Here is a 26,857-nt window from a genome sequence, read left to right as displayed (position 1 = left end):
ATAAAATACATTGCAAAATTAATCCATAGAGTGTTAATATCTTTAGCAAGATAAGTTTAGCCAAATGCAAGGCAATTTATCTATTATAATTTCAAAATATGGACGTCAAAGCAGACAAAGATTTTTTCTTTGCCTGCTTTTTTATTACTTAAATTGATTTATGGGACTGGGGCATCGAACCAATACGAGCTATATTTGATTTTGCCTGCCTCTATGCTAAGAAAGCTGGAAACATACTGCCTAAATACGTAATAGTTGTGATAGGGGCAGATTTAAAAATCCAGATTTTATCAGGGGGTTTTCTTTTATCTATAATTGAAGAGAATAGCGGGAATATGTATACTTTAAATTATTGGTTATAGCGTAAGGCTTATATATGCAAATCGGTGTTTGAAGAATAATTTGGCTACAATAGGAGGGACATAAATGGAACAACGAATTATATTGGAAACAGACAGATTGTTTCTTAGGGAAATGAACATTGATGATTTTGATGCATTATATAAAGTCCTTGCTGATAGAGACATCATGCTGCATTATCCATATACTTTTGACGAGAAAAGAGTCAGCGATTGGATCGAAAGAAATATGAACCGATATCGTGATAACGGTTTTGGACTGTGGGCTGTATGTTTGAAAGATACCAGGGATATGATTGGTGACTGTGGATTGACACTTCAGAATATTGAAGGTGAGATGCTCCCTGAGATTGGTTATCACATTCGCGCAGATCATCAGCGTAAAGGCTATGCTAAGGAGGCAGCAGCTGCTGTACGAGACTGGGCATTTGCTAACACGGATTATCCTGCACTCTATTCATATTGCAAATATACAAATGTCGGTTCTTATAAGACTGCAGAATCTATAGGGATGCATTTCGAGAAGGAATACCCAGATCCAGAAAACAAGATTACTCATGTATCTGTAATCTTTCGTGGAGAGGCTACAGCCGTATGACTTCAGGTTTATAGAGGACTAAAGATGATAGGAGATAGTAGAGGCAACTAATGCAAAAGAATGACGACATGAAATTTAGAATTACCAAAGACGGAGATGAGCTTGATATTTTAGGGATATATTAGAAATGCTAAAGGAGTATAAACTTAGTAATCGCGAGCAATCAGAGAATGTTCTGATTGGTATTTTTTGTGAGAACGAAGCAGGCAAGAAGTTTGCCGGACTTACAGGTGAGACTTTTGAAAATTGGCTTTGCATACATTATTACGCAAAGGAATTTGTTTAAAAAATCAAAGCTGATGAGGCTTTGGGGCGATGATGAAGGATGGCTTAGAAATCTTGAGCTTTCTAGCTATAAAAGATTTAGAATGTTCAATTTTATATGCTTTTTCCTGGCATTTTCTATGACAAAAGCATATAAATATTGATGCTGGAGAGTGTTTTATATGTTGTTTGACCGTGGAGTTAATGCAAAAATACATATAAAATGCTAGGGATAGTCAGGATTTATATGCCTGGCAAATATTTAGATTCAACCAAACACATATAAAATGATTGAAAAAGTTCTTTTTATATGCTCAGGTTAAAAAAGAGAGCAACAAATCGGAATTTGTAGGGAGGATATGATGAATATTGGAGCCTATATGTGTGGAGTATTGGTTATGCCATTTGCAATAGTAGGATTGTTATTTGGAATATTCAAAGAAAAGGCAACTAAATTTGTTGCAGGATTTAATACTTTTTCGGATGAAGAACAGGCTATGTATGATAGAGCAGCTATTTCCCGTGATATAAGAAATCAATGCTTTATATGGTCAGCTTTAATGCTGGGAGGGACAGTTCTTTCATATGTTTTATCACCATATATGGCTATTCCAACTTTCATTATTTGGTGTTTTTTGTTTTTTAAAGATACCCATATAGATGCCCATAAAGCATTTGAAAAGTATTTGCTGAAATGATTAATTATAGACAATTTCCAGTTGACCGAGCTATTTAGAGCGAGGGATGCTTCTTGAACGCTAGTTCAAGAAGATGGGCTTGTCGATAACTTCCAGTTTTGTTGCGCTGGTGAGGTAAATAGAATCCTTATTATAAATGGAGATAAATCATGGTAACGGGACAAGATACGATAATCAGTGATGCAATCGACTATGTTAAAGAGCTGTTTGCAGGAAACTCGGATGGTCATGGAGCAGATCACACGATGCGTGTATATCACAATACGCAGATGATTTTGGAAAAGTATTCCGGCGCAGATAGCTTTGTTTCTTTGCTGGCGGCATTACTACATGACGCTGATGATCATAAGCTTTTCAATACAGAACACAATTTGAATGCCAGGTCATTTATGGAACAAAAGGGCTTGACATTAGAAACGATAGAAGAGGTTTGCAGAACAATCAATTCTGTGTCTTTTAGTCACAACAGAGGAAAAAGACCTGAAACACTGGAGGGGATGATTGTTCAGGACGCCGACAGACTTGATGCTATCGGAGCTATAGGGATTGCCAGAACATTTGCCTATGGTGGGAAAGTTGGAAGACCATTGTCAGATTCCATAAAGCATTTTTACGATAAGCTCCTCCTTTTAAAGGATGAATTGAATACTGATGCTGCAATTGATATGGCGCAAAAGAGACATGAATTTATGCATGGGTTTCTTGAAGAATATTATTCAGAAACCTCCCAGACTGTGTAGTATGAATCAATCTACAGATATCAGGACATACGGGTTGAAAAAGATCCTGTGATCACATCAGTTACCTGATCTGAAGAATTTTGTGATAGCTTCCTCAAACAGCAGCGCCTCATTGCTGAGAATGTTATTCTTGTTGTGGACGATGAACAGCTTCTTGGAGAGCCAGTCTTCGTCGAAAGGAATGACCTTTATCTTGTCTGAGCGGATCTTGCGGGCGAGATACATGAGACTGATGCCAACAATCTGAGAATCCTCGGCCATTTGATGAATGAGATGAACATCGGAAGTTTCAAGAATGATGCTTGGTGCGTTCTTTGAGCCGAGAAAAGTATAGATCTGGTTTATGCTTGTGAAGGATGAAGAATCCTTTATAACAAGCGATTCGTTTGCAATTTTTGCAAAAGGAACGGAATCATATTGCGCCAAAGGATGCGTTTTACTTACAACAAGACAAAAAGATTCCGTACACAAATGAGTATAAGAAATTTTGTGAGGGTTGAACGGGCCGGGAAGTATGGCCAGTTCAACTTCATTATTTTCAACTTTTTTAAGAGCATAGTCATCGGGATATTCTTTTATATTTATCCTTATGTTCGGAAAGTCTTTATTAAACTCTCTGAAAAAAGATGCTGATATAAGTTGCGGAACATCATAAGAACAGTATATTGTAACAGTCTTTACGGCAGATTTTTCATGAAAAAGCCTGTTTGTTATCACATCATATTCATCTATTATATATTTAGCGTGGATTGCAAGTCGCGCGGCTTCTGCGGTCGGCAGGATCCTGTTGCTTTTATGTTTGAACAATTGCACACCCAGCTCTTTTTCAAGAGTTGAGATGGTCTTACTAAGTCCCTGTGGAGTGACAAAAAGATTGTTCGCAGCCTTGGTGATGCTGTTCTGCGAGTATACTTCCAAAAAATATTGTAACTGGCGCTGATTCATTGCATTCCCCCTGCGGTGCACTGCGTTACACAATGTACCAATACATATAATTACCGATCAAATAAAAATTAGTACAAAAAAGGCGCGCGTTCTAAAAAAACGTGCGCCTTTGCAAATCTGATTTATATGATATATCAATCAGTCGTAAATGTCAAAAAATGAATGGGAAATTCACCTGCCTAAACAATTTGGTTTAACAGCTAAATCCTTTTTCTGTTTTGCAAGAGCGGATTTTAATGATATAACATACGAAAAGCAACACATACCGCAGCAAGAACAAGGGCGTTCACACAAAAAAGTGTGAGCGCCCTTTTGGCATATAGCCTGTTTGAGCTTGTTTGTCACAAATTACAAATTTACGAAAGGCAGGGCAAAAATATGAAAATGGAAAGAACAAATTATAGCTCGGGAGCTCCGCTTGAGGAAAAGGTTGGATATTCCAGAATGGTAAAAATAGGACCGTATATAAAAATCGGCGGAACCACATCTGTTCAGCCTGACGGAACCGTTTACGGAGAAGACGCTTACGAGCAGACCAAATACGTACTCGAAAAACAGATCAAACTGTTGGAGCAGGCAAATGCCTCTGCCAAAGATGTATTTTCAGTTTTTATTTATACGACGGATATATCGCAGGGGGCACGCATATGCGAAGCATATTCAGAGTTCTTCCACGATATAAAGCCGCTAAACACAATGGTTGAGATCTCAAAACTTAACAGACCTACACAGTTTGTAGAAATAGAAATTGAAGCAATGCTTTCAGAATAGGAGGAAAAGGGAATGTCTAGAATATCGGAACATCCTATTTTAGGGAAAAAAGAAAAAGGCAGAGAAGTCGAATTTACCTTTGACGGTCAGAAGATGAAAGGCTTTGAGAATGAGCCTATCGCGATAGCATTGAAGGCAAACGGAGTGATGATCCACAGATATACAAAGAAAGAACACAAACCGAGAGGTCTCTTTTGTGCAATAGGAAGATGTACCGACTGCGTAATGGTAGTGGACGGGAAGCCAAATATCAGAACCTGCGTAACACCTCTTAAAGAAGGAATGGTAGTCAACACGCAGGACGGAGTCAAAGCAGTAGGCATATAGGAGGTAACGTTCTATGAAAAGATACGAGGTAATAATCGTCGGTGCCGGCCCGGCAGGACTTTCGGCAGCTATTGAGGCAGCCAAGAAAGGACTTAAGGTAGTCGTATTCGATGAGAATGATAAACCGGGCGGACAGCTCTTTAAGCAGATTCATAAGTTTTTCGGATCAAAAGAGCATCACGCCAAGATAAGAGGATATAAGATCGGCGAAGAACTTTTGAAAGAAGCGGACGAGCTTGGCGTAGAAGTTGTTCTTAACGCAACGGTCGTTGGATTATATCCCGACAAAGAAGTAAATGTAAGGATCAATGATGAGATACATCACTTTAAGGGTGACACGGTGATAATCGCAACCGGAGCATCCGAGAACATGGTTACTTTCCCCGGATGGACATTACCCGGAGTTATCGGAGCCGGAGCAGCGCAGACAATGATGAACCTGCACGGCATACAGCCCGGAAAAAAGATCCTGATGCTTGGTTCAGGAAATGTAGGACTTGTAGTTTCATTCCAGCTCTTGCAGGCAGGATGCGAAGTGGTAGCAATTGTTGATGCGGCTCCGAGAATCGGCGGATACGGAGTTCACGCATCAAAGGTTTCAAGGACGGGAGTTCCTTTCTATCTTTCACATACGATCAAGCAGGTTCACGGCGAAGATTGCGTTACAGGAGTAACAATCACAGAGGTTGACGACCATTTTGCACCGATACCGGATACCGAGAAGTTCTTCGAAGTTGATACAGTCTGCATGGCGGTTGGCTTATCGCCCATGTCACAGCTTCTTAAGATGGCAGGTTGTGTTATGGAAGATAATCCAAAGCGCGGAGGTCAGGTGCCTATCGTTGATGAATATGGTGAGACATCCGTTTCCGGCATATTTGCGGCAGGTGACGTATCCGGAATCGAGGAAGCTTCATCGGCCATGATCGAAGGAAAAATGGCAGGCGTGTGCGTTGCTGAGTACCTCGGATATATCGATGAGGAAGAAAAAGACAGTCTCCTTAAAGTATTCGATGCGGATCTAAACAGCTTGAGACAGGGAATGTTTGCTCCAAAGAACAGAGGAAAACTCATAGAGAGCACCGAAGAAGGAATCGAGATATCCAAGAACCTTCTTAAAAAAGGATATGTAAAAGACGATGAGATCGAGAGATTCCCCGGTGTCGTTCATAAGTCGGGAGTTCATCCTGTGATCGAATGTACACAGAATATCCCATGCAACCCGTGTCAGGATGCATGCAAAAAAGGCTGTATTTCAACAGGAAAGAATATCACATACCTTCCTTTTGTTAAGGACGGAAGCGAATGTATCAACTGCGGAATGTGCGTAGCAAGCTGCTCGGGACAGGCAATATTCCTTGTAAATGAAGATTGCGGCGACGGAAGCGCAACTGTAACTCTTCCATATGAATTCTTCCCGCTTCCGGAAGTCGGAACAGTCGGATACGGACTTTCAAGAAAAGGAGAGAAGCTCTGTGAGGCGGAAGTTGTTTCCGTAAAGAGCGTCGGAGCATTCGATCATACAAATCTTCTTACCATGAAGGTTCCGAAGGAATATGCGATGAAAGCAAGGTTTTTCAAATGTAGTTAAAGAAGTGAAAAGGAGCGATCGTTATGAATACTGTAGTTGACAGATCAATAGATATAGGTGAATTCATCGCACAGCCGGATGACGACATGCTTATCTGCAGATGTGAGGAAATTACAAAAGGTGAGATCAGAAAAGCCGTACATGACGGGATGTGGACGCTCACGGAAATAAGAAGATATTTGCGAACGGGAATGGGACTTTGCCAGGGACAGACCTGCTCCAGACTTGTAAAAGGTATTGTTGCGAGAGAACTTGGTGTATCTCCTGCAGAGCTTGAGCCTGCAACTGCAAGATCTCCGATGCGTCCTACAGAAATGAGAATATTTGGCACAGAGGAGGTATAGGCTATGGTAATGGAAAATAAAGCGGATGTAGTAATTGTCGGTGCCGGAATCATCGGTTGTGCCATTAGTTATTATCTGAGTAAACGTGGAAAAAGCGTAATTGTTCTGGAGGGAAGCGATAATATCGGAAACGGCGGCTCATCCAGAAACGGCGGTGGTGTAAGACAGTCGGGAAGAGACCCCAGGGAACTGCCGCTTGCGATGTACGGAATAAAAGAGCTGTGGCCGACACTTTCGGAAGAGCTCGGAGTTAACTGTGAATATCACAAAGAAGGAAATCTTCGTCTCGGCAAGACGCCCGAACACCTCAAGATCTTGCAGGGACTTACAGATAGAGCGGTAGCTTGCGGACTTGATGTCAGAATGATCGATTCTGATGAGGTAAAAGAGATTAATCCTTACCTTTCTGATGAAGTTATAGGAGCAAGCTGGTGTCCTACAGACGGACATGCAAACCCGATGGTCACAACACTTGCTTTTTACAAAAAGGCAAGAGAGATGGGCGTTAGATTTATCACAGGTGAAAAGGTTGAGAGACTAAGAAAAGTAAAAGGACGCCTTCGCAAAGTTTATACAAAAGAAAACGAATATGAAGGAGAGTTTGTAGTTGTAGCCGCAGGTTATGAATCAAGAGAGATTCTCGGAACGATAGGAGTTGACGTTCCGATGCACAAGGAACTGTGTGAGTGCCTTGTGACCGAGGCGGAGCCGCATATGTTCAATCAGATGCTCGGTACCGCAGAGGCAGATTTCTACGGACATCAGGCAGATCACGGATCATTCGTATTTGGCGGAATGTCGGGACTTGAGCTTAACAACAAAGACTGCGGACCTGTAAATTCACCGAGTAATGCGGCGATAACGGCGCCGTGCATATGCAGAGGAATCATGAAATACTTCCCTGCACTTGAGGATGCCAAGATCGTAAGAACCTGGGCAGGATACCTTGATATCTGTCAGGACGGCGTACCGGTACTTGGATTTGTTGATGAAGTTCCGGGGCTCGTTGTAGCATGTGCATTCTCGGGACATGGATTTGGAATAGCACCGGCTGTCGGAGAGCAGCTGGCAATGCTTATAGATGAAGGAAAGACGGCAGTGGATATATCGGGACTACGATACGGTAGATTCAAAGCCAAAATATAAGTAGTAAAAAGGAGGCACATATTATGAAAGTTGCGATCGAAGAATTATCAAAAGTTGAGATTATCACAAAAGAAGCCAAGGTTGCAGAGCTTACAAAGAACTTCGGTAAGTTCGGTATTACCGGAATGACTATTTACGAAGCCAAAGGATGCGGTGTCCAGCTTGGAACACAGGAATATGAAGCAGAAAAAAATACAACACCTCAACTTTTGTCCAAGCAGGTTGTGATGGTTGTGCTCCCTTCAAGAGAAGTTGACGGCTTTTTGGATTTTGTGGAGAAATCACTTTACACAGGTCACATAGGTGACGGAAAGATTTTTGTTACCCCGGTCACGAATGCGGTAAGGGTAAGGACCGGTGAAGAAGGAATGGATGCACTTAAAGAGGGTGCACTCGATTGAGAAAGGAGGCTTGTTGCCTATGAATGATAAAAAGATTGGTTTGGGTAGTGTCATAGCAACGGGAGTAGGACTCGTGGTGGCATCAAGTTGTCTTTTAACCCTTGGCATTGGTGCGGGCAGCATAGGAACTCCTTTCATAATAACTATGATAATCGCGTGTTGTGTAAACATATTTACTTTGTTGTCAATTGCCGAATTAAACTCAATGATGCCCGATTTAACGGGCGGACTTGCACAGTTTTCGCTGGCATGTGTCGGACCTTTTATCACCATCATCTGTATGGTGGGCGGATATCTTCTCTGCAACTCGCTTGCGGGATCCGTTGAAGGAGCTGTTTTCGGAAATACTTTTGCGGAGATGTTCGCGGGACTGGGACTTCCGGCATGGGTGTTCTCGCTGGTGCTTATAGCTTTTTTGGCAATTACGAATTTAAACGGCGTTGATGTATTTATCAAGGTTCAGGATTTTGTGGCCTATGCACTTATCTTTTCACTGGCTGCAATGGGTGTTCTCGGAGCTCTTGGAATCGGAACAGGAGAGGTTATCGAACAGCCCGCGGCCCTTGCAACAGATTTTAAGAGTGTCACCGGATTGTGCGGACTTGCATTTTTCCTTTTTGTCGGAGGTGAATATGTAATCCCTCTTAACAAGAGTTGTAAGAATGCAAAAAGAGATATTCCACTCGGAATGGTGCTCAGTATGCTGATCATTTTGGCGATGCAGACATTTTTGACACTCGGATTTAAGAATTACACCGAATGGGAAGATATGACGGGAAGCACGACACCGCAGATGCTGTACGGAATGGCTCTTTTGGGACCGATGGGAAGATACTGGATGCTGATCATTACGCTTTTGGCAGCAGTTAGTTCCGTAAATACGATAATGGGCTCACTTGCATATATTCTTATGGGAATGTCCAAGATTGGTCTTCTTCCCGAATTTTTTCAAAAGAAAAATTCAAAGGGCGCTCCTTATGTAGGGATCCTTTTGGAGGCTGCGATATTCCTGGTACTTAATATAACCGGCCTATCATCGACCGATTCCATCTCATATATGATCTCGGTTTTGGCGGTGCTTTGGCTTATAAGCTACATTGTTTCAAATATAAACGTAATTCTTTTGAGAAAAAGACTCCCCGCGGCGCCCAGAAACTTTAAGACGCCCTGCGGATATCTCGTTCCGATCCTTGGAATTGCAGGATCTGCATATATGATCTACAACATTGACCCTTCGTGGGATGTAAAGCTCTCACTTTACAGAGTTGTGCTGATAACCATGGCGGCGCTTGCGGTTTATTCATTCACATGGGTCAAATTCAGAATAAACAGACCACTCTTCAAGCCATATCCGATAAAGGAAGTAATGGCGATGGAGAACGAATTGTACTTTAGATTTCATAGCCGTAAAGGACTTGATGAAATAGATAAAAAGGCGAATAGGAGGAAAGCAGTATGAGTGATACAAAATTAGATCTTTTATATTTAAGTGAGCCTGACATGATCAAGGCAGGTGTTAATGATGTGGTAAGTTGTACATCATGTATGGAGGAACTTCTGGTAACTCTCGATAAAGGAGATTACCTGATGGGTGGAGAAAACGGAAACTCTCACGGAACAATGATTACTTTCCCTGACAATCCTATTTTCCCCAACATGCCAAAGAGCGGCCCCGACAGAAGATTCATGGCGATGCCGGCTTATGTGGGCGGTGAGACGGCCATGGCAGGAATGAAATGGTACGGTTCAAACGTTGAAAACAGAGAAAAAGGACTTCCGAGGTCTATCCTTATGGTAATGCTAAATGACAAGGATACAGGTGCTCCGTTGTCGCTCATGTCAGCGAACCTCCTGTCAGCCTATCGTACATCCGGTATTCCCGGAGCAGGTGTAAAAAACCTTGCGGTCAAGGATGCCAAGGTACTCGGAATTGTCGGCCCCGGTGTTATCAATATCACAGCTATCGAGACATTTGCAGCTTTGAGACCGACACTTGATACACTCAAGATCAAAGGCAGGGGCAAAGCTTCAATCGACAGATGTATATCTTTTGTAAAAGAGCACCTTCCTCAGTTCACAACTATCAAAGTAGTGGATACTCTTGAGGAGTGCGTAAGAGATTCTGATATCCTTAGCTTTGCGACTTCAACATCAATGGGTATGGACAGAAGTCAGTATCCTTTCGTAGAAGAAGAGTGGATCAAGCCCGGCGCACTGTTCTGCGTTCCCGGTTCCTGCGACTTCTCTGATGAGTATATCTGCAGCGGTAAAGCAAAACTTGTATGTGATAACATTAAACTCTATGAAGCCTGGGCAGAGGAATATCCTTACCCGACATACAACCAAATCTATATTCCCGGTTGTCTGTGGCTTGACCTTGTTCACGACGGTAAACTCACAAAGGACAAGATCATAAACCTCGGAGCAATCCTTGCAGGAAAGGAAGAAGGAAGAAAATCGGACGATGAGGTTATTATCTATTCTGTAGGCGGAATGCCTGTAGAGGACGTTGCCTGGGGCAAAAAGTGCTATGAAAAGGCGCTTGAACTCGGCATCGGAACAAAGCTTAACTTGTGGGAGCAGCCTTATCTTTTCTGATAATAATTGCAATAATAAATAACAAAATAATCCGGTACACAAAGAGTCATTCGACACAAAAGGATGGCTCTTTTTTCCGTAAATGTGAACTGCGCGTTTGTTGAATCGCCTGTGGCAATTAAATATAATATATGTGTTTTGAGTTTAGATTTTATATGCAAAGATAAGGATAAATATGGAAAAGAATATTGATTTTACCGAAGGTAAAATAGTAGCACCCCTTTTAAAATTTGCAGGCCCCGTTCTGATGGCTCTGTTTTTGCAGGGAATCATAGGCGCATTTGCGATTCGTGTTCCGTTTTCATTTATTATGAGTAAGTTTGAGCCCGTGACTCTTTTCCGCATCGGGCTTGCAACACCTTGCTCTACAATAGTTCAGATAATATTGTGCTTTGGATATCTAATGTTCATGAGAAGGAAAAAAGAATTATGAAAAAAGTTTTTATCGTTGAGGATGATGAGATAATAGCAAGTCAGGTTGCAAAACACCTTGAGACCTGGCAGATGAAAGCAAAGGCAGCAGAGGATTTTCAGAATATCATGGCAGAATTTGAGGAATTTAAGCCTGACATTGTGCTTATGGACTTAAAGCTTCCTGCCTACAACGGATTCTACTGGTGCGGTGAGATCAGGAAGGTTTCGCAGGTACCTATCGTATTCGTATCATCTGCCGATGAGAATATGAACATCGTGATGGCTATGAATATGGGAGCCGACGACTTTATATCAAAGCCCTTCGACCTCCAGGTTCTTACAGCCAAGATTCAGGCAGTTCTTAGAAGGAGCTACGGAGAGAGCATTTCGGTACATGAGCTTGAGGTAAAAAATGTGCGCCTCAACCTTGATGATACTTCCGTTACAGCAGGAAATAGCAGGCTTGAGCTTACAAAGAACGAGTATCTGATCTTAAAGACACTCATGGAACAGCCGGGCAAAGTCGTATCGAGAGAGAGCATAATGGAGAGACTTTGGGGCGCGGAAGAGTTTGTTGATGACAACACTCTGACCGTCAATATCACAAGAATCCGTAAGAAGCTGGAAGCAGCGGGTGAAGACGGATTCATCACAACTAAGAGAGGGCTGGGCTACATTGTTGGGGAATAACGGATTTTGGAAAAATAACCGAATATACCTTACGGCAAATGCAGTATTTATACTTATTTTCTGGGCTGTAAGTGCTCTGTATCACATTGAGAGTGAGTTTATCTTTTATGTGATATCTTTTATGCTGATAATTACGGTAATTGCCGCTTTTATAAATAATAATTCCATACATAACAGAGCTCAGATTCCGGAATATAATAATGAAAGCGAAGATGGATCAGACAAGGTTATGTGGGAGAAGCTCAGGGAAAAAGAGGATTTCTTTGCACTCTGGGCACATCAGATAAAGACTCCTATTGCGGCGCTCAAGCTCCTTTTTGAGGATGTCGATCCAAACACGTACGAATGTAAGAGCGAGCTCTTTAAAATAGAAACTTATGTGGAGATGGCGCTTAATTACCTGAGGTTCGAAGAGATGTCGGGCGACCTTCTCCTTGAGAAGTGCAGTCTTGAGCCGCTTGTAAAGCAGACCGTGAAAAAGTTTTCGACAGTCTTTATTTGTCAGCATCTTTCCGTAGAACTTGATAACCTTGACTGCGAGATACTTACTGACGATAAGTGGTTTTCTTTTGTCCTCGAGCAGGTATTGTCAAACGCACTCAAATATACCAAGGAGGGCGGCATCAAGATCTTTTCCCGTGATACGGATGAGGGAAAAGAGATTGTTGTAAGCGACAGCGGCGTTGGAATAAAGAGCGAGGATCTTCCGAGAGTGTTTGAAAAGGGCTATACAGGCTACAACGGCCGTGTGGATAAGAAGGCAAGCGGAATCGGTCTGTATCTTTGCAAAGGCGTGTGCAATAAGCTTGGGCACGGCATACGCATAGAGTCAGAGCTTGGCAAGGGAAGTGATGTCATAATCACGGTCCGCAAAGAAGCGGTAAATGAGCGGGATTCTAAGTATATCTAAGGAAATATCGTTTAACTTACATAAATGTAAGATTAGCAGTGGGAAATGTAAGCCAAAGAAAGGGTATTGCATTTCCCTTTTTGATATCATGATAAAGGTTTCAAAAGTCACAAATGCGTACATGCTTGCATGTTAAGCATTTTGACTTGTGAAACCGAACAAACATGAGGAATAAGCAATTTACGTAGTAAATTCGCGGTTTCCGAATGTTTGTAGAATTGCGGGAATGACGGTAGTCATGGAGCAATTCGTATATCATAATAAAGCAATTGGATGAGGAATAAATAAAACATCGGAGGAAGATAAAATGGCAGTACTTGAAGTTGAGCACGTAAAAAAGGTATACAAGACAAAAATGGGAATAGATTCAGTCACAGCGCTTAAGGATGTGCATTTCAGCGTAGAGAAGGGTGAGTTCGTAGCAATCATGGGCGAGTCCGGAAGCGGTAAGACAACTCTTTTGAATATCCTTGCAAGCCTTGATGTTCCTACAGCCGGCAAAGTACTGGTTAACGGCAAGGACTTCTCGGCGCTAAAAGACAACGAGAGAGCGATTATGAGAAGAAACAACCTTGGATTTATCTTCCAGGATTTCAATCTCCTTGATAATTTCACAATAGAAGATAATATAAAGCTTCCGCTTGTTCTTGCAGGCGAAGACCACAGAACAATGGACGATAAGGTTGCACCTCTTGTAAAAGAGCTTGGAATTGCGGATCTAATTCACAAATATCCTTATGAAGTTTCAGGCGGACAGAAGCAGAGAACAGCAGTTGCAAGAGCACTTATTACCAAACCTCAGATACTTCTTGCAGATGAACCCACAGGAGCGCTTGATTCAAAGGCAGCTACAAACCTAATGCACCAGCTTCGTGACATCCACAAGAGCGGACAGACAATCCTTATGGTAACTCACAGTAATGTTGCGGCAAGCTATGCAGACAGAGTTATGTTTATAAGAGACGGCGAAGTGTTCCACCAGATCTACAGAGGAAACCTCAAGAGAAGCGAAATGCTTGATAAGATCTGCGATGCAGTTACAGTACTGATGAGAGGAGGAGAGGACAGTGAATAACAATTTGCTTTCAAAACTTGCTTTTACGGGACTTAAGAATAATAAAAAAGCTGTGCTTCCTTATATTTTGGTAAGTGCCATTACGGTTATGGTATTTCACATCTTACAGTCGCTGATCGACAGTAAGTTTCTTGTTAATAACGGAAAAACTGCTTTTTATGGAGCGGATTACATAGTTCTTTTCATGGGAATCGGAAGTATTGCGGTAGGTATATTCTCGGTAATATTTATCCTTTACGGCAATCAGTTTGTTATGAAAGGTCGCAAAAAAGAGATCGGACTATACGGAGTACTCGGACTTAGCAAAAAGGATGTTTCTTTTGTTCTATTTATCGAGAACCTTATTATGAGCGCATCTGCTATCGTAGGCGGCATACTCGCGGGAACGTTTCTTAATAAGCTCATGGTTCTTTTGCTTTACAGGATAATCAGACAGCCGATGGTAAAGGGAATGGATTTTTCTCTCAGAGCAACGATTCTTACGGCAGTATTTTTTTCGATTATCTACGCAGTATGCTTTATCTACAATGTGCTTACGGTAAGACTTGGGAACCCTATCACAATTCTTAAAAGCGAGAATATAGGTGAGAAAGAGCCAAAAGTAAAATATCCGCTTCTTATCATCGGAGTATTGGCGATTGCGTGTGGTTATTTCCTGGCTGTTATTGCAGATAACACCATGGTGGCGTTAAACAGTCTTTTCATCGCTATCATTTTTGTAACTTTGGGAACATATGCCCTCTTTATTGCGGGAACTATCTTTGTTCTTAAAATGCTAAAAAAGAACAAGAACTATTATTACAAGACAAAGCATTTTATCAGTATTTCAAACCTGATGTTCAGAATGAAACACAACGCTGCGGGACTTGCTTCAATCTGCATTCTTTCTACGGCTGTAATATTACTCCTTGTTTGCTCTACATCACTTATGATGCTGGGCGAACAGAATATTGATTCTATGTTCCCAAAAGATGTGATGGTTCGCGGAGTTGTAAATGAAAATTGTTCTTTAAGTGACGCCGATAATGCGGTTGATGAGGTACTTAAGACAGCGGGTATCACTGCTCAGGACAGATCATCGATAAGCTTTTATATGGATGTTTGTGATGTAGAGGATGATGGACTTGCTGTTCATCCAAATGATTCATTTGATTTTACCAAGCTTCGCAGCATCTATATTGTTACAGCAGAGCAGTATGAACTTTATACAGGAAAGCAGGCGAGCCTTGCGCCCGGCGAGATATATCGTTACAGTTCGGCAGATGATGTCAAAGACGGCGATAAGATCAAGATATTCGGTAATGAGTACAGTGTAAAGAAGAGTATTGATGAGAGCGGTCTTGAAGAGTTTTTTGATTCATCAATGAGTCTTTTTGGCAAAGAGGTTATGGTCGTTTCGGATAACAATGAGAAAGCTGCAATGCTTGCAGTCTGTAACGCAGAAGAACTCGGTGAAGATATGTTCTACATCGGCTTCAATGTAAAAGGTGATATAAGTAATGAGCAGCTTCAGACTGTAAGAAATACACTGAGCGGAAAGCTTGGAACTGTGATGTGCAGATACAAAGAGGAAGAAAGAAGCTCTTTCTACAGCCTTTACGGCGGAACATTCTTTGTTGGAATCTTCCTTGCGGCATTGTTCCTTATCGCAACGGTAATGATCATTTTTTACAAGCAGATGTCTGAGGGTGTGGAAGATAAAAAGAGATTTGAGATCCTGTCAAATGCAGGACTTTCAGATAAAGAAGCAAGAGGAGTAATAAAGAGTCAGGTAATGCTAATGTTCTTTTTACCTGTATGCACAGCAATCATTCATATAATATTTGCAAGCAATATCTTAAGACTTTTTATGGCAGCAATCCTTATAGTGGACACTTTTACATTTAATATGGCGGTTGCAATTGTCAGCCTTGTGTTCCTTGGGGTATATGCCCTTGTTTACAGAATTACTTCAAAGCAATACTACAACATAGTTTACGGGGAGAATAAGTATAATGAAAGTATTAAAGAAAATCGCGAAAGTTTTGTTGGTAATTATAGTTACGGTGAGTGTGGCTCTGGTAATAGGGCTTAACTACAAGACAGTATTTGCAAGTCACAAGATCAAGGAAGTTGTTGATGCGGCGGTTCCCGTTGAAGAAATCGAGATTCCGGATAGCGTTCAGATCGTTGGACTTGGAGAAGCAAGCCACGGAAGCAAAGAGTTTCAGGAATTGAAGCTTGATGTATTAAAGATGCTTGTGGAAAAGAAAGACTATCGCGCGATCGCGATCGAAGCTGATTTCGGCGACTGCCTTGCTGCAAATGCTTATGTTCAAGGTGGCGACGGCGATGCAAGGGAAATCGTAAACAACATGAGTTTTACAATCTATCACACCAAGGAGATGGCGGATATCCTCGATTGGATGAAGCAGTACAACGCATCGGCACCTGAGGATAAGAAACTTAGATTTTACGGCTTTGATATGCAGAATCCCGAGCAGGGCATACAATTCCTTTTGGACTACATTGCAAAGAGCACAATAACAGGCGCAGATCTTTCCGCTACAAACCTTCTTATTGATGAGAACAGTACAGAACCCTTATCAGATGACCAGCGCAATAAGGTTAAGAGCGAAATGGCTGAACTTAAGTCGGCTATTGAAGGTGTTGCCGGAAGCAAACGCGATTTTGATACAATATGCGCTCTTAAGATTACTGACAATGTATGTACCGCAATGGACTACGGAATGCAGGATACTCAGGAAATGAACAATTTCAGAGACGCAGCAATGGCTGAGAATGTAAGCTGGATCCTTGATCTTGAAAAAGAAATCGGATCGGGCAAGATAATGCTAGCGGGACACGACGGCCACATTGCAAAGAAGGGTCAGAGCATGTTTATGAAGGTCACAATGGGCGGCGTTCTTAAGGAAAAATACGGAGATGCATACTACAGCCTCGGAACAGATTTCTTTAAGGGAAAATCCAATATCAGAGTTTATCTTGGAGGCCCCGGTGAATATAAGCGTAAGGACTATTATGTGACAACAGCGGATCCTATTGCTTATCAGGCCAAGTATGTTGACGGAAAGCGATTCTTCATTGACTTTGGATCTCTTTCACCTGAAAACAACGCTAAGCTCCATTCTATTGTGAACTCTAAAGTTTCAATGGGTTCTCTCGGAGAAGGCTTTTCAGGAATATATTATCTTATGCATTCAAGTTATCGTGTTGAGATGGCGCCTACAGATCTTTATGACGGAATGATATTCTACTATGAAGTTGGAGCGATAGATCCGCAATATTAAATTTGTTGTTTCCGAATATATCAAGGAGGAGCAATGTGCTTAACGGTGCATTGCTTCTTTTTTTATAGAGGAAATTCCTACCAAATAAGAATCGCTACGCTATGGATGCGAGCGATGCGAATGTGGGAAAGATTGTTGTGATGTTAATGAATATTGACTAAAAGTTAACTATAAATTATAATTTACAAATAATATTTCATAGTGATGAAGATATGAAATGCAAGACGTTACATGATGTATTATCGGGTTGATAAAAAGAGGGGAAATCGACCGTGCTTTAAAAGGAAGGATAGAAATATTTTGAACAGGACGGACACTTTTTTTCTTGTGCACAATTATAATACTGTGCCGGGGGAACTGATCGAATATTGCAACGATCATCTTATAATCGATTGTTCGGATGACGGAATGACACCTGATAAGCTTAAGGCTGCAGGCTACAATTTCATTCATGTTGAGAATACCGGACACAACCTTACAAGTTATTTTCATTATTTTATAGATAACTACGATAATCTTCCTGAGTTTGTGGCTCTTTTGAAGGGCAATATTATAGGAAGACATGTTTCAAAAGAGTTTTTTGACCGAGTTTACAACAACAAATGGTTTACGTATCTCTATCAGGACAAGAAAATGTGGGAGAGGTACAAAAAAGGCGGCGATGAGAATTCAATCGCTTCGCTTCTTTCGGAGGAAGGCTATATTGAGCTCGACAGCTCCTGGTACATGAATCAAAGCCATTCATACAGGTACTTCTATGACATGGACGACTTCTACAGATTTGTTTACAAGGATCCCGTTATCCCGAGATACTGTAATTTCAGTCCCGGAGGCTGCTACATAATAAACAGGGAGCAGATTCTAAAGAATTCCAAGACTTTCTACAAGAATCTGAACAACCTTATGGAGTACCGAAAAGAAGTAAACTTCCCGGCAGAAGCATACCTCGTTGAGAGACTGATGCCCTGGATATTTACATCAAGATACGAAGTAAATTCCTGGATGGAAGACGAAGAAGAATTTGCGAATATGCTTGAGAAGTGTGAAAAGAGCGTAGAGAAGCACCGCTTGTGGAACAATCTGAGACTTAAGAGATTCAGACTCCTTCTTGGTACAAAAGAGCCGGTGTTCCTTGAAGATTGAGAATAATAAAGATTTTTGGAATTCTGCCGATATATATGGAAACGGGTTACTATTTCTTTTAACACCGATCAAATATCATATGGAGGTAGGTTATGAAAGTTCAGCAGAACACGGATGTTCAGATGAGTAATGTTCAGAACCAAGATTATTTTTCAAAAAATAACGCAGAAACTCCAAAAGGAAAAGGGAAAGAAAAAGATAATACTCAGTCAATATCAGGGGCAGATCTTACAGGGGAAAGTCTTGTCGTACAGAGAAGAAAAATAGCCAGAAAGCAGGCGCTTAAAGTTGTGGTGGATGCTTTTAAAGGCGAGCTCGGAATCGATGCACAGCTAAAAAGCATCAGAGACAAAATACACAGTTTAAAAGACGAGCTGGCCGAAGTTAAAGAAAATGCGCGAGACAGAATAAAGTCCATGATGATAGGATTTGGCGTCGATCCCGAGAGCGAAGAAGCCAAAAAGGCAATGGATATTGCGGATGAAGTCATGGCGCATCATGAAGAATATATGAAATATAAGTTTCCTCAAGTTGTTGTAGTAGAGGAAGCGGAGCAGGAACAGGAGCAGAGCTACGATGAAATTGTTATAAATAAAGTCGATGCAGAGGTGGTATCCGATCTGACCGAATTCCAGAAAGCAGTGGTAGATAGCCTTGAAACAGTGGTTGAAGCAATTAAGAATCTTAATGATGAAATCACACAGAATGTTCTGACTCATAAGGCTATAAAGATTAAACGCGCAGAGTCTCTCAATATGCTGAAAGCACAGAAGGAGGCCGAGAAAATTATGAATACTTCCACAAGAGAAGTAATCGAAATTCTTGCAAATGAAGCCGTAAACCACCTTGAAGAAGAAGAAAAAGAGCGCGAAGAAGAGGCAAAGAAAGCTGCGGAAGAAAAGAAAGAAGAGAAGAAGGAAGAAGCCAGAAAGCTTGAAAAAGAAGCAATGCAACAGGAGATGATCGCCAATATAAGAGAACATGCTGAATTGAGCGAGAAGACAAGCGCTGATGTGAAAAAAGCTATAGCAAGAAGAGAGCGGACGGAAGCTCTTTTGCTGGATCCCGATAATGTGTCGCAGAAGATAGTGATTCCGGATGCAACTTCACTTGAAGATGCGCAGAGCGCGGTAAATTCGGCAATTACCAATATCCTTAACAGTAACTTTCTTGTTACGGATGATATAAAGGGAAGCGCTGTTGATAACCAGGTATAAAAAGAAAAAATGAATGTTTGGATTCTCCCAAGTAAGGCAAAAAGCCTATGCTTGGGAGTTTTTTATATTATAGAAATTGCTTTCTTATAATATAAAAACGCTTCGCTATGGAGAATAAAAGTTTTTAATATATTGGGAAAAATGTTCTTTTTATAATATGATACATATATCGAATTTAATGAGGTGGAGTTTTTATGTATTCATTATTATTGGCTGTAATTTATCTTATATTTGTAAGTCTGGGACTTCCCGATTCCCTCCTTGGTTCGGGCTGGCCGACTATGCAGGTCGCTTTTGGCGTGCCCTCATCTTATGCGGGATATGTGTCAATGTCGATTTCTTTTTTGACCATAATCTCTGCACTGTTCAGCCCCAGATTTATCAGGAAATTCCATACAAAAAATATAGTGGTGTTCTCGATTTTTCTTTCAATCGTGGGACTCTTTGGATTTTCTTTTGCAAACTCATATGCGATATTGTTTCTGTTTGCGATACCGTACGGCCTTGGAGCCGGCGCGATCGACGCTTCAATAAACCATTATGTTGCAAATAATTACCCGTCGTCCGTGATGAATTTTTTACACTGCTTCTACGGAGTCGGAGCCGTTATAAGCCCCAACATCATGGCGCTTGCCTTGAAGCATGCAAAGTGGAATCAGGGCTACAGATGGACGGCGTATATTCAGACGGCGATAATGATCGTGGTAGTGCTGTCTTTGCCTTTGTGGGCAAAAAATGATAGCAAGACAGGCGAAGATAGTGTGCAATCAGTCGGTATCAGAAAGACAATTTTTGTTCCGGGGGTAATCCCCACGCTTATCGCATTTTATGCATACTGTTCGGGGGAGTGTACATGCTTTCTCTGGACATCAAGTTATTTTGCGGGGACAAAAGAGGGGCTTTCCGACGGAATGATCGCATCTTTCGGGTCACTGATCTTCGCAGGCCTCATGCTTGGAAGACTGATCTCAGGCTTTGTGTCTGACAGGCTGGGTGACAAGCTGCTTATCAGAGTCGGAATCGCAATAGAAATCCTGGGAATAATAATTATTATGCTCCCTGTCAGCGGATATGTTCTCGCGGCAGCAGGCTTTGTGATAATCGGAACCGGCATGGGGCCCGTCTATCCTTCGATACAGCACATGGCTCCCGAGAAATTCGGCAAAGAATACAGCGCTGCCGTCATCGGTCTTCAGATGTCATCCGCCTACGTCGGCAGCACCTTCATGCCCACCGTTTTCGGAATCATCCAGCAGCATATTGGGATCGGTATCATGCCTTGGTATCTTTTGATCTTCGCATGCCTCAATATCGGACTTTTGGAATATTCCTACAAAGTTACGGGAAAATAATCTGTAGATTTATTACACACTTTTTTCATGCTTATTTGCTATATTTAAAGTAAATACTACTTGAGGAGCGGGCTTATGGTGAAAAAGATGAATTTTTGTGTGGTGTTAACTGTTGTTGTCTTGACTGGGTGCACTCCGATTCCAAGTGATTATCAATCGGTGTCTACTGATTCTTCTACGGCTGATGTGGTGGATTCTTCAGAGGAGGAAGCAAGCACATCGGCTACATCCGGTTCTGAAAATTCCCTTGCAATTGATGAATTTGAATATAACGGAAAAACAATTTCTGTTTTAAATGATGTGCCAAGCATATTGGAAAAGTTTGGAACACCTGATAAAAAAGAACCTTTCCAGCCGGAATATCAGTCAGGCAGATTTTCTTATTATTTTGACTCAGAGAAGATTGAATTAAATACTGTCGAAGTTGACGGTGAGGAGCTTCCTTTTTATATTCGTATCAGTGATGAAAACGTGAAATTACCTAAAGGAGTTCATATCGGATGTACGGAAGAGGAAGTAAAAGCAGCATATGGTGAACCAAGCAAGACCTATACAGAAGCTGCATATTTTATGTGCTATGAAAATGAAAAATATGAGCTTTCATTCATGATTGGCGCTGAAATGGACCCTGTCGATGAGGTAAAGAGCATTGAATTTATAAATGTTGATACCAGGTCAAAATACAATTTTGATTCCAAAAAGAGATTGAGCAGCGATGTAGATACAGTCCCTGCTTCAGGAGATTCTGCCAATGGATTGGCAGGTGAAGAGTTTTTATATAATGGAAAGGAAATATCAGTATTAGATAAACCTCATGAAAAGGTAATTCCCAATCTTGGCGCACCTTTTCGAATAGATGATCTTAGTCCGGAAGGTGTCTTTTTATATTATTTTGGTTCCGAAACAGAACATATCAGGTTAGAAACGTACACATATAACGGTGAAGAGCTTACCAAATCCCTATTTATAAATGATAAGACCATAAAAACAAATAAAGGTATTGGAGTTGGATGCACAACAGCAGATGTTTTGGCTGCTTATGGCGATCCGCTTCCACCTACCGACAAAAATGATTTTTCTATGTGCTACAAATTTGGACAATATGAGATCGCGTTCCATCGCAATTCTAAAGATGGAGATATAGTATCATTTGCTTACATCAATCTTGATACTTTTGAGAAATATCTTAATGATTGATATTTCTATAGCTTATGGAAGATTTCGTTGAATATATATGTGTTTTTACAAAAAAACTTGACTGTAAACCTTCTTTACAGCTTAGAGTTATGGCATAAATTCTAAGGAGGCTGCACTGATGACAATTAAAGAAGTCGAGGAATTACTGGAGGTTCCGAGAGCTACTGTAAGATTCTATGAAAAAGAAGGACTCATAAATCCTCAGAGAGAAGGGAACAGATACAGAGATTATTCAGCAGAAGATGTTGAGCAACTTAAGAAGATAATCATATTTCGTAAGGCAGGCTTATCTGTAAGTGATATTGCAGATCTTTTTGACGGAGCAAAGCAGATTGATGCGGTTCTCGAAGAAAACCTAGAAAACCTTAATAAGCAGATGGAAGAGCTGAAAGGCTCAATAAACCTTTGCAAGAAGATAAAAGAAGATTCGCCCGAAATAGATTCTTTTAACTCAGAAGTTTACTGGAACTACATCGAGGAGGAAGAAAAGAAGGGCAATGCATTTATCGATATCGCAATAGAACTTGCGCATGAAGAGAAGAAGATAATTGCAAGCCATCTTGGCTGGGGAATTGACAGAGACGGTAATATATATGATCTGAAACAGTGTGTTATAGGAACTGTCTGCGCTATCGTACTGACCGGCACGGTGTTTGGCTTGTTTAGCGGAAATTGGGGCATTGGCAATTTGAAGGAAGCTGTCAGATTCATAATCGGCATGATCATATTTGAATCATTTTTTATGATCCCGATATACTTCCTTGGGAAAAAACATCCCAAAATAGCGCGGAAAAGGAACGGATACATGCTTTTGGCAATGTGCTCTTTCGCTGTGGTGCTGGTTCTCTTTGTAGTATTTTTGAATATACTCGGGGATTGAGAACAAGAGACCGGGGGAAATGCCTAGATAGTACGTTTCGTTATAATTGTGAACAATAAAAAGCTGGTAGCCAGGAGATAATGAGGCTAATGATGTCAGATGGGGGCAAATGAAAAAAGGTCAAATGAAAAAGTTTATACTGACCATTCTTTTTAAAATGCTTATATGAGCAGGCGATTTTTGGCATGATAGCTTCATGTATGGCACATTATTATGCAAATCATCCTTTGTAAGGTCACGCAGGCTAAATATACACCACACAGAGTTATTTTGGAGAAGCTGTAAGGTGTAAAAAAGAATATGCACCGCACAGAATTATTGTGGAGAAGCTGTACGGTGTGAAAAAAAGAATATGCACCGCACAGAATTATTGTGGAGAAGCTGTACGGTGTGAAAAAAAGAATATGCACCGCATAGAATTATTGTGGAGAAGCTGTACGGTGTGAAAAAAAGAATATGCACCGCACAGAATTATTGTGGAGAAGCTGTACGGTGTGAAAAAAAGAATATGCACCGCACAGAATTATCGTAGATAAGCTGTACGGTACGAAAAAGAGAATGTGTACAGTACAGAATCATCGTAGAAGAACTGTATGGTGCGAAAATGAGAACTTGTACCGTATAGAATCATAGTGAAGATACTGTACGGTGCAAAGAACTTCCGCCTGCATCGGTATTGTGATAAAGTAGTGGGTAGGAGAAATGAACATGAATACAACGATTTTTTTGCTGGAAGACGATGATGCCATAGGTATGGGGCTTAAGTATTCGCTTGAGAAGGAAGGCTACGTGGTTGCGCATGCAACAACTTGCGAAGAAGCGCGAAATAACTGGAAGCCCGATGAGTATGGACTCGCCATCCTTGATATAAACCTGCCTGATGGAAACGGCTATGATATTTGCAAGATGATAAAGAAAAGCGGCGATGTTCCCGTTATTTTCCTGACTGCATCCGATGCGGAAGTAAACGTAGTCATGGGACTTGAACTTGGCGCGGACGATTATATATGTAAACCGTTCAGAGTAAACGAGCTCATGGCGAGGATCAGAGCGGTTCTTCGAAGAAGCAGTGCTGCGAATGCCAATAATCAAGGTGACAGCGGCCAAAGCGATAACGCACAAAACAGCAATCCGGCGATGGGAACAGCAACCACCATGGCCGCAATAAAACTTGCCAACATCACCATATATACAAATGAAGCAAAAGTCACAAGACTAAAAAGTGGCACCGAAACCGAAGAAACAATCGAGCTCACAGCGCTCGAATACAGACTCCTTCTTGCTTTTTGCAATAACAGAGGAATAGTTCTTTCAAGGAAAACACTTTTGGAAGATATGTGGGATGTCAGCGGCGATTTCGTGAACGACAACACACTCACGGTTTACATAAAGAGACTCCGCGACAAGATAGAAGAAGATCCGGCAAATCCGCAGATCATTAAAACTGTTCGCGGACTTGGATATATTGTGATGTAATGGACCACAAACTCCGTCCCCAAAGCGACCAAACCATGCTTAATGGACCGCAAACCCCGTCCCTAAGAGACCAAAAACATGCTAAAAAACAAAGATTTCCGAAACTTAATACTTCTAGGTTTTGCAGGCACATTGATATTTTCACTATGTGCCAATAATCTGACAAATTTCATTTTTGATGATAAAATAATAGATGAAAAACTTTTTTACGATGGTTTTCCGGACGAAAATTATCCGGTAGTTGAAGTGAGTGATTTTGTGGGGTATGATAAAAATGAGTATATTTATAAACTCATTCCCAAAGAAATGATTTGCTGTCTATGCGCAAAAATCCTTATTTTATGCGAAAATGCCGAAAATGAACCCAAAAAGCGAATATTTCAAGCGATTTGAGCGTTGTAACTGAAAAAAGTAAGGAAATCAGCGATAAAGTATTTGATTTACTGGAAGAAGACGGGTATCATAATTATACATGTTAAGCTCTGATAATAGGTTTGCCGGAATCTGTTGTTTTGAGCTATCCGGTGTAAAAACATTGGATAAAAAAATTTATAAAGGAAACTGAAATGAGCAAAATCGCGATTTTTACAATGGGAACGCGTGGGGATGTACAGCTGTATATCTATTTGGCAAGGAAGCTGATAGATGAGGGAATCGATACAACTATTGGAACACATCCTTACTGGGAGGATCTTGTCGAAAAGGCAGGAGTTAACTTTGTTCCCATAGGTTCCAATATAAATATTGAGAGAGAAATGGCTGCGATAAGAGGCAACGGTACCAATCCCATGAGTGCAATGAGGGAGCAGGAATTTGTTGCTGATTTCTTCCAGAATGCAACTCATGATATTTTGAATGCTTGCAAGGGAAGAGATATGGTTATTGTAGGCCACACTATGATTGGTGCGGTAGAAGCCGAGGCTTTAGGTATTCCCACGATAAATGTAACGCTTCAGAAAGAATCAATTCCCGAGAAACTCAGACAGCAGACCGTATCAGAGAAGGTTTTGGAGAATTTTGGATCTAACAGGGCAATAAAACCCTTTAATAATCTGAGAAAAATATATGGTCTCAGACCAATTAAATCTGTAGATGAGCTCTTTTCAGACAGGCTCAATCTTATGCCGATCAGCAGGACTGTTAATGACAGAAATCCTTACTGGGAAGCCAAGAACGTTGTTACAGGTTTTTGGTATGAAGATGATGTTGATTTTGTTCCCGATGAGAAGCTTAAGAACTTTATGGAAACAGGTGATAAGCCTGTAGTCCTGTCATTTGGTTCAATGTCCTATGAGGATGATGTTGTTGCTGATAAGCTTGATAAATTCATTAAGGCATTCGAAGCAACTGATACAAAGGTGATCATTCAGGGATTCCAGAAGAGTATAGCGACCAATTACAAGCTTCCTGACAGTATTATGTCATGCGGAGATGTTCCGCATAGCTGGTTATTTAGTCGTTCAAGATATGTTATTCATCATTGCGGCTTTGGCACTTGTGCTGCTTCCATGGTTTATGGGGTTCCGTCGATACCTATTCCGTACATGGCGGAGCATGTTAAGTACGCGATCAAGTTAAACGATCTCGGAATAGCGACCAAGATGGTAAAAGTTAGCAAAGTCAGCAAGAGAGCAATAATGGATGTGCTTGACGAAATGAATTCTTCATATTATTTCAAAAAAGAAAGAGCAGAGGAGATTTCTAAGAAAGTCAGAGCCGAGAATGGCTTGGATGACGCTGTACGACGTATAAAAGATGTTTTGCACTGATGGGCCGATTTGTTTCTAGGGGGTCGGAATGAAATGTAGTAAAGTAATTTTGACATCAGTTATTTCCGCGATGCTAGTTTGTGGATGCGCGGGTAAATCCGATTCTTCGGACGACGATATGTATTCATTTGAGAATGCATTGGTAGTTGGGGAAGAGGAAACAGAAGAAACAGAGGAAGCGGAGGAAGACTCTTCAGTCAGAGTGGTTTCGCAGCGAGATCTTAACGGAACAGGTAAAGGTGGCAGCCTGTCATCGGATTACATTGTAGAAAAAGATATTCCTTCTTTGTATGCCAAAAGAAAATCCGTCTCCAAGGCCAAGAATTTTGAAGGTGATTGGCAGAGAATAGAAATTGAGAATTCCGCAGGTGATATTGAGATAAGTGATCAGACCAAAGAAGGTTTTTCATTTGAAGGATTTTTTATCTATACCGTAAATACCGGAGATTGTTCAGGTACAGCGTATTTTGTATCGGAGGATACGGCGATAGCATGTGTTGATGAGGCTTCGGAAGCATATGTGGCATTCCATAAAGTTGGCAGTTCAATGTACGTATCGCATACGGGTGAACTTCCGGATATGGGAAATGATGTTACGCCGGATGGAGAATATATAAGTAATTAAGAAAAAAGACAAGGTCCAAAAAACCTTGTCTTTTCTA

29 protein-coding genes are annotated in these 26,857 nt (G+C 41.1%); 28 read left to right on the top strand and 1 reads right to left on the bottom strand.

Features of this window, described 5'->3' with window-relative positions:
- The first annotated feature begins 426 nt into the window (after nt 1-426).
- The 4 genes from G628_RS0105450 (at nt 427) to G628_RS0105430 (ending at nt 2,659) form a co-directional block, all read left to right on the top strand.
- Nucleotides 427-957 (top strand): GNAT family N-acetyltransferase, encoded by a 531-nt coding sequence (locus G628_RS0105450; RefSeq protein WP_027208652.1) that lies wholly within the window; start codon nt 427-429, stop codon nt 955-957.
- A 127-nt stretch (nt 958-1,084) separates the two neighbouring features.
- Nucleotides 1,085-1,243, top strand: coding sequence for a hypothetical protein (locus G628_RS18670; RefSeq protein WP_155833767.1), 159 nt, complete (start codon nt 1,085-1,087; stop codon nt 1,241-1,243).
- Nucleotides 1,244-1,583: 340 nt separating this feature from the next.
- Nucleotides 1,584-1,919, top strand: a complete 336-nt coding sequence (locus G628_RS0105435) for a DUF3784 domain-containing protein (RefSeq protein WP_026655569.1) — start codon at nt 1,584-1,586, stop codon at nt 1,917-1,919.
- Nucleotides 1,920-2,068: 149 nt separating this feature from the next.
- A complete protein-coding gene (locus G628_RS0105430) occupies nt 2,069-2,659 on the top strand; it encodes an HD domain-containing protein (RefSeq protein WP_026668345.1) in 591 nt (196 codons plus the stop codon).
- Nucleotides 2,660-2,716: 57 nt separating this feature from the next.
- Here G628_RS0105430 and G628_RS0105425 read toward each other — a convergent pair whose 3' ends face one another.
- A complete protein-coding gene (locus G628_RS0105425) occupies nt 2,717-3,604 on the bottom strand; it encodes a LysR family transcriptional regulator (RefSeq protein ID WP_027208651.1) in 888 nt (295 codons plus the stop codon).
- 148 nt (nt 3,605-3,752) lie between these two features.
- On the opposite strand from G628_RS0105425, the gene G628_RS18870 reads away from it, so the two are divergent.
- From G628_RS18870 to G628_RS0105305, 24 genes are all read left to right on the top strand, one after another.
- Nucleotides 3,753-3,908, top strand: coding sequence for a hypothetical protein (locus G628_RS18870; RefSeq protein ID WP_196803710.1), 156 nt, complete (start codon nt 3,753-3,755; stop codon nt 3,906-3,908).
- Between the two features lie 80 nt (nt 3,909-3,988).
- Complete coding sequence (locus tag G628_RS0105420) at nt 3,989-4,375, top strand: Rid family hydrolase (protein WP_330365430.1); 387 nt, start codon at nt 3,989-3,991, stop codon at nt 4,373-4,375.
- Between the two features lie 12 nt (nt 4,376-4,387).
- Nucleotides 4,388-4,702 (top strand): (2Fe-2S)-binding protein, encoded by a 315-nt coding sequence (locus tag G628_RS0105415; RefSeq protein WP_027208650.1) that lies wholly within the window; start codon nt 4,388-4,390, stop codon nt 4,700-4,702.
- Between the two features lie 13 nt (nt 4,703-4,715).
- Complete coding sequence (locus tag G628_RS0105410; RefSeq protein ID WP_027208649.1) at nt 4,716-6,293, top strand: FAD-dependent oxidoreductase; 1,578 nt, start codon at nt 4,716-4,718, stop codon at nt 6,291-6,293.
- A gap of 23 nt (nt 6,294-6,316) precedes the next feature.
- Nucleotides 6,317-6,637 carry a (2Fe-2S)-binding protein gene (locus G628_RS0105405; protein WP_026515551.1) on the top strand — a complete coding sequence of 107 codons (321 nt, stop codon included), beginning with the start codon at nt 6,317-6,319 and terminating at the stop codon, nt 6,635-6,637.
- Between the two features lie 3 nt (nt 6,638-6,640).
- Complete coding sequence (locus tag G628_RS0105400; RefSeq protein ID WP_330365429.1) at nt 6,641-7,783, top strand: NAD(P)/FAD-dependent oxidoreductase; 1,143 nt, start codon at nt 6,641-6,643, stop codon at nt 7,781-7,783.
- Between the two features lie 23 nt (nt 7,784-7,806).
- Nucleotides 7,807-8,184 (top strand): P-II family nitrogen regulator, encoded by a 378-nt coding sequence (locus tag G628_RS0105395; RefSeq protein ID WP_081670574.1) that lies wholly within the window; start codon nt 7,807-7,809, stop codon nt 8,182-8,184.
- A 19-nt stretch (nt 8,185-8,203) separates the two neighbouring features.
- Nucleotides 8,204-9,643 carry an APC family permease gene (locus tag G628_RS16510; RefSeq protein ID WP_051199042.1) on the top strand — a complete coding sequence of 480 codons (1,440 nt, stop codon included), beginning with the start codon at nt 8,204-8,206 and terminating at the stop codon, nt 9,641-9,643.
- Nucleotides 9,640-10,782, top strand: a complete 1,143-nt coding sequence (locus tag G628_RS0105385) for a tyramine oxidase subunit B (RefSeq protein WP_026515548.1) — start codon at nt 9,640-9,642, stop codon at nt 10,780-10,782. The genes G628_RS16510 and G628_RS0105385 overlap by 4 nt, the downstream gene beginning before the upstream one ends.
- A gap of 175 nt (nt 10,783-10,957) precedes the next feature.
- A complete protein-coding gene (locus tag G628_RS0105375; protein ID WP_027208648.1) occupies nt 10,958-11,215 on the top strand; it encodes a hypothetical protein in 258 nt (85 codons plus the stop codon).
- The gene (locus G628_RS0105370) at nt 11,212-11,886 is read left to right on the top strand and encodes a response regulator transcription factor (RefSeq protein WP_027208647.1); all 675 of its coding nucleotides are present in this window, start codon (nt 11,212-11,214) and stop codon (nt 11,884-11,886) included. Before G628_RS0105375 ends, G628_RS0105370 begins: the two co-directional genes overlap by 4 nt.
- The gene (locus tag G628_RS0105365; RefSeq protein WP_242827177.1) at nt 11,831-12,796 is read left to right on the top strand and encodes a sensor histidine kinase; all 966 of its coding nucleotides are present in this window, start codon (nt 11,831-11,833) and stop codon (nt 12,794-12,796) included. Before G628_RS0105370 ends, G628_RS0105365 begins: the two co-directional genes overlap by 56 nt.
- Before the next feature lie 307 nt (nt 12,797-13,103).
- Nucleotides 13,104-13,871 carry an ABC transporter ATP-binding protein gene (locus tag G628_RS0105360; protein ID WP_026515544.1) on the top strand — a complete coding sequence of 256 codons (768 nt, stop codon included), beginning with the start codon at nt 13,104-13,106 and terminating at the stop codon, nt 13,869-13,871.
- Nucleotides 13,864-15,945 (top strand): FtsX-like permease family protein, encoded by a 2,082-nt coding sequence (locus G628_RS0105355; RefSeq protein WP_027208645.1) that lies wholly within the window; start codon nt 13,864-13,866, stop codon nt 15,943-15,945. The genes G628_RS0105360 and G628_RS0105355 overlap by 8 nt, the downstream gene beginning before the upstream one ends.
- Complete coding sequence (locus G628_RS0105350) at nt 15,866-17,161, top strand: erythromycin esterase family protein (RefSeq protein WP_027208644.1); 1,296 nt, start codon at nt 15,866-15,868, stop codon at nt 17,159-17,161. Before G628_RS0105355 ends, G628_RS0105350 begins: the two co-directional genes overlap by 80 nt.
- Before the next feature lie 327 nt (nt 17,162-17,488).
- Entirely contained in the window at nt 17,489-18,304 is an 816-nt protein-coding gene (locus G628_RS16505) for a DUF3431 domain-containing protein (RefSeq protein ID WP_196803709.1), read from the top strand.
- Between the two features lie 92 nt (nt 18,305-18,396).
- Nucleotides 18,397-19,521: a hypothetical protein gene (locus G628_RS0105340; RefSeq protein WP_027208643.1), complete on the top strand. Its 1,125-nt coding sequence runs from the start codon at nt 18,397-18,399 to the stop codon at nt 19,519-19,521.
- A gap of 194 nt (nt 19,522-19,715) precedes the next feature.
- Complete coding sequence (locus G628_RS0105335) at nt 19,716-20,873, top strand: MFS transporter (RefSeq protein WP_026668353.1); 1,158 nt, start codon at nt 19,716-19,718, stop codon at nt 20,871-20,873.
- 75 nt (nt 20,874-20,948) lie between these two features.
- A complete protein-coding gene (locus G628_RS0105330) occupies nt 20,949-22,070 on the top strand; it encodes a hypothetical protein (protein WP_026655550.1) in 1,122 nt (373 codons plus the stop codon).
- 118 nt (nt 22,071-22,188) lie between these two features.
- Complete coding sequence (locus G628_RS18005) at nt 22,189-22,950, top strand: MerR family transcriptional regulator (RefSeq protein WP_027208642.1); 762 nt, start codon at nt 22,189-22,191, stop codon at nt 22,948-22,950.
- A 708-nt stretch (nt 22,951-23,658) separates the two neighbouring features.
- The gene (locus G628_RS0105320; protein WP_034462037.1) at nt 23,659-24,426 is read left to right on the top strand and encodes a response regulator transcription factor; all 768 of its coding nucleotides are present in this window, start codon (nt 23,659-23,661) and stop codon (nt 24,424-24,426) included.
- A 78-nt stretch (nt 24,427-24,504) separates the two neighbouring features.
- Entirely contained in the window at nt 24,505-24,819 is a 315-nt protein-coding gene (locus G628_RS0105315) for a hypothetical protein (RefSeq protein ID WP_027208641.1), read from the top strand.
- 173 nt (nt 24,820-24,992) lie between these two features.
- Complete coding sequence (locus G628_RS0105310) at nt 24,993-26,195, top strand: glycosyltransferase (protein ID WP_026655543.1); 1,203 nt, start codon at nt 24,993-24,995, stop codon at nt 26,193-26,195.
- Nucleotides 26,196-26,223: 28 nt separating this feature from the next.
- Complete coding sequence (locus G628_RS0105305; protein ID WP_026655542.1) at nt 26,224-26,820, top strand: hypothetical protein; 597 nt, start codon at nt 26,224-26,226, stop codon at nt 26,818-26,820.
- Nucleotides 26,821-26,857 lie beyond the last annotated feature (37 nt).

The organism is Butyrivibrio hungatei NK4A153 (assembly GCF_000424465.1).
Classification (GTDB): domain Bacteria; phylum Bacillota; class Clostridia; order Lachnospirales; family Lachnospiraceae; genus Butyrivibrio; species Butyrivibrio hungatei_A.
This window is presented reverse-complemented; position numbering and strand designations above follow the sequence as displayed.

Excerpts from the sequence above, each read along its gene's own strand:
- G628_RS0105315 (WP_027208641.1), top strand. The coding sequence starts at position 24,505 with ATGCTAAAAAACAAAGATTTCCGAAACTTAATACTTCTAGGTTTTGCA.
- G628_RS0105360 (WP_026515544.1), top strand. The coding sequence starts at position 13,104 with ATGGCAGTACTTGAAGTTGAGCACGTAAAAAAGGTATACAAGACAAAA.
- G628_RS0105410 (WP_027208649.1), top strand. The coding sequence starts at position 4,716 with ATGAAAAGATACGAGGTAATAATCGTCGGTGCCGGCCCGGCAGGACTT.
- G628_RS0105375 (WP_027208648.1), top strand. The coding sequence starts at position 10,958 with ATGGAAAAGAATATTGATTTTACCGAAGGTAAAATAGTAGCACCCCTT.
- G628_RS0105435 (WP_026655569.1), top strand. The coding sequence starts at position 1,584 with ATGAATATTGGAGCCTATATGTGTGGAGTATTGGTTATGCCATTTGCA.
- G628_RS0105415 (WP_027208650.1), top strand. The coding sequence starts at position 4,388 with ATGTCTAGAATATCGGAACATCCTATTTTAGGGAAAAAAGAAAAAGGC.
- G628_RS0105305 (WP_026655542.1), top strand. The coding sequence starts at position 26,224 with ATGAAATGTAGTAAAGTAATTTTGACATCAGTTATTTCCGCGATGCTA.
- G628_RS0105310 (WP_026655543.1), top strand. The coding sequence starts at position 24,993 with ATGAGCAAAATCGCGATTTTTACAATGGGAACGCGTGGGGATGTACAG.
- G628_RS0105320 (WP_034462037.1), top strand. The coding sequence starts at position 23,659 with ATGAATACAACGATTTTTTTGCTGGAAGACGATGATGCCATAGGTATG.
- G628_RS0105400 (WP_330365429.1), top strand. The coding sequence starts at position 6,641 with ATGGTAATGGAAAATAAAGCGGATGTAGTAATTGTCGGTGCCGGAATC.
- G628_RS0105450 (WP_027208652.1), top strand. The coding sequence starts at position 427 with ATGGAACAACGAATTATATTGGAAACAGACAGATTGTTTCTTAGGGAA.
- G628_RS18005 (WP_027208642.1), top strand. The coding sequence starts at position 22,189 with ATGACAATTAAAGAAGTCGAGGAATTACTGGAGGTTCCGAGAGCTACT.
- G628_RS0105425 (WP_027208651.1), bottom strand. The coding sequence starts at position 3,604 with ATGAATCAGCGCCAGTTACAATATTTTTTGGAAGTATACTCGCAGAAC.
- G628_RS18670 (WP_155833767.1), top strand. The coding sequence starts at position 1,085 with ATGCTAAAGGAGTATAAACTTAGTAATCGCGAGCAATCAGAGAATGTT.
- G628_RS0105430 (WP_026668345.1), top strand. The coding sequence starts at position 2,069 with ATGGTAACGGGACAAGATACGATAATCAGTGATGCAATCGACTATGTT.
- G628_RS0105395 (WP_081670574.1), top strand. The coding sequence starts at position 7,807 with ATGAAAGTTGCGATCGAAGAATTATCAAAAGTTGAGATTATCACAAAA.
- G628_RS16510 (WP_051199042.1), top strand. The coding sequence starts at position 8,204 with ATGAATGATAAAAAGATTGGTTTGGGTAGTGTCATAGCAACGGGAGTA.
- G628_RS0105335 (WP_026668353.1), top strand. The coding sequence starts at position 19,716 with ATGTATTCATTATTATTGGCTGTAATTTATCTTATATTTGTAAGTCTG.
- G628_RS0105340 (WP_027208643.1), top strand. The coding sequence starts at position 18,397 with ATGAAAGTTCAGCAGAACACGGATGTTCAGATGAGTAATGTTCAGAAC.
- G628_RS0105330 (WP_026655550.1), top strand. The coding sequence starts at position 20,949 with ATGGTGAAAAAGATGAATTTTTGTGTGGTGTTAACTGTTGTTGTCTTG.
- G628_RS0105405 (WP_026515551.1), top strand. The coding sequence starts at position 6,317 with ATGAATACTGTAGTTGACAGATCAATAGATATAGGTGAATTCATCGCA.
- G628_RS0105420 (WP_330365430.1), top strand. The coding sequence starts at position 3,989 with ATGGAAAGAACAAATTATAGCTCGGGAGCTCCGCTTGAGGAAAAGGTT.
- G628_RS0105385 (WP_026515548.1), top strand. The coding sequence starts at position 9,640 with ATGAGTGATACAAAATTAGATCTTTTATATTTAAGTGAGCCTGACATG.
- G628_RS18870 (WP_196803710.1), top strand. The coding sequence starts at position 3,753 with ATGTCAAAAAATGAATGGGAAATTCACCTGCCTAAACAATTTGGTTTA.
- G628_RS0105370 (WP_027208647.1), top strand. The coding sequence starts at position 11,212 with ATGAAAAAAGTTTTTATCGTTGAGGATGATGAGATAATAGCAAGTCAG.
- G628_RS0105350 (WP_027208644.1), top strand. The coding sequence starts at position 15,866 with ATGAAAGTATTAAAGAAAATCGCGAAAGTTTTGTTGGTAATTATAGTT.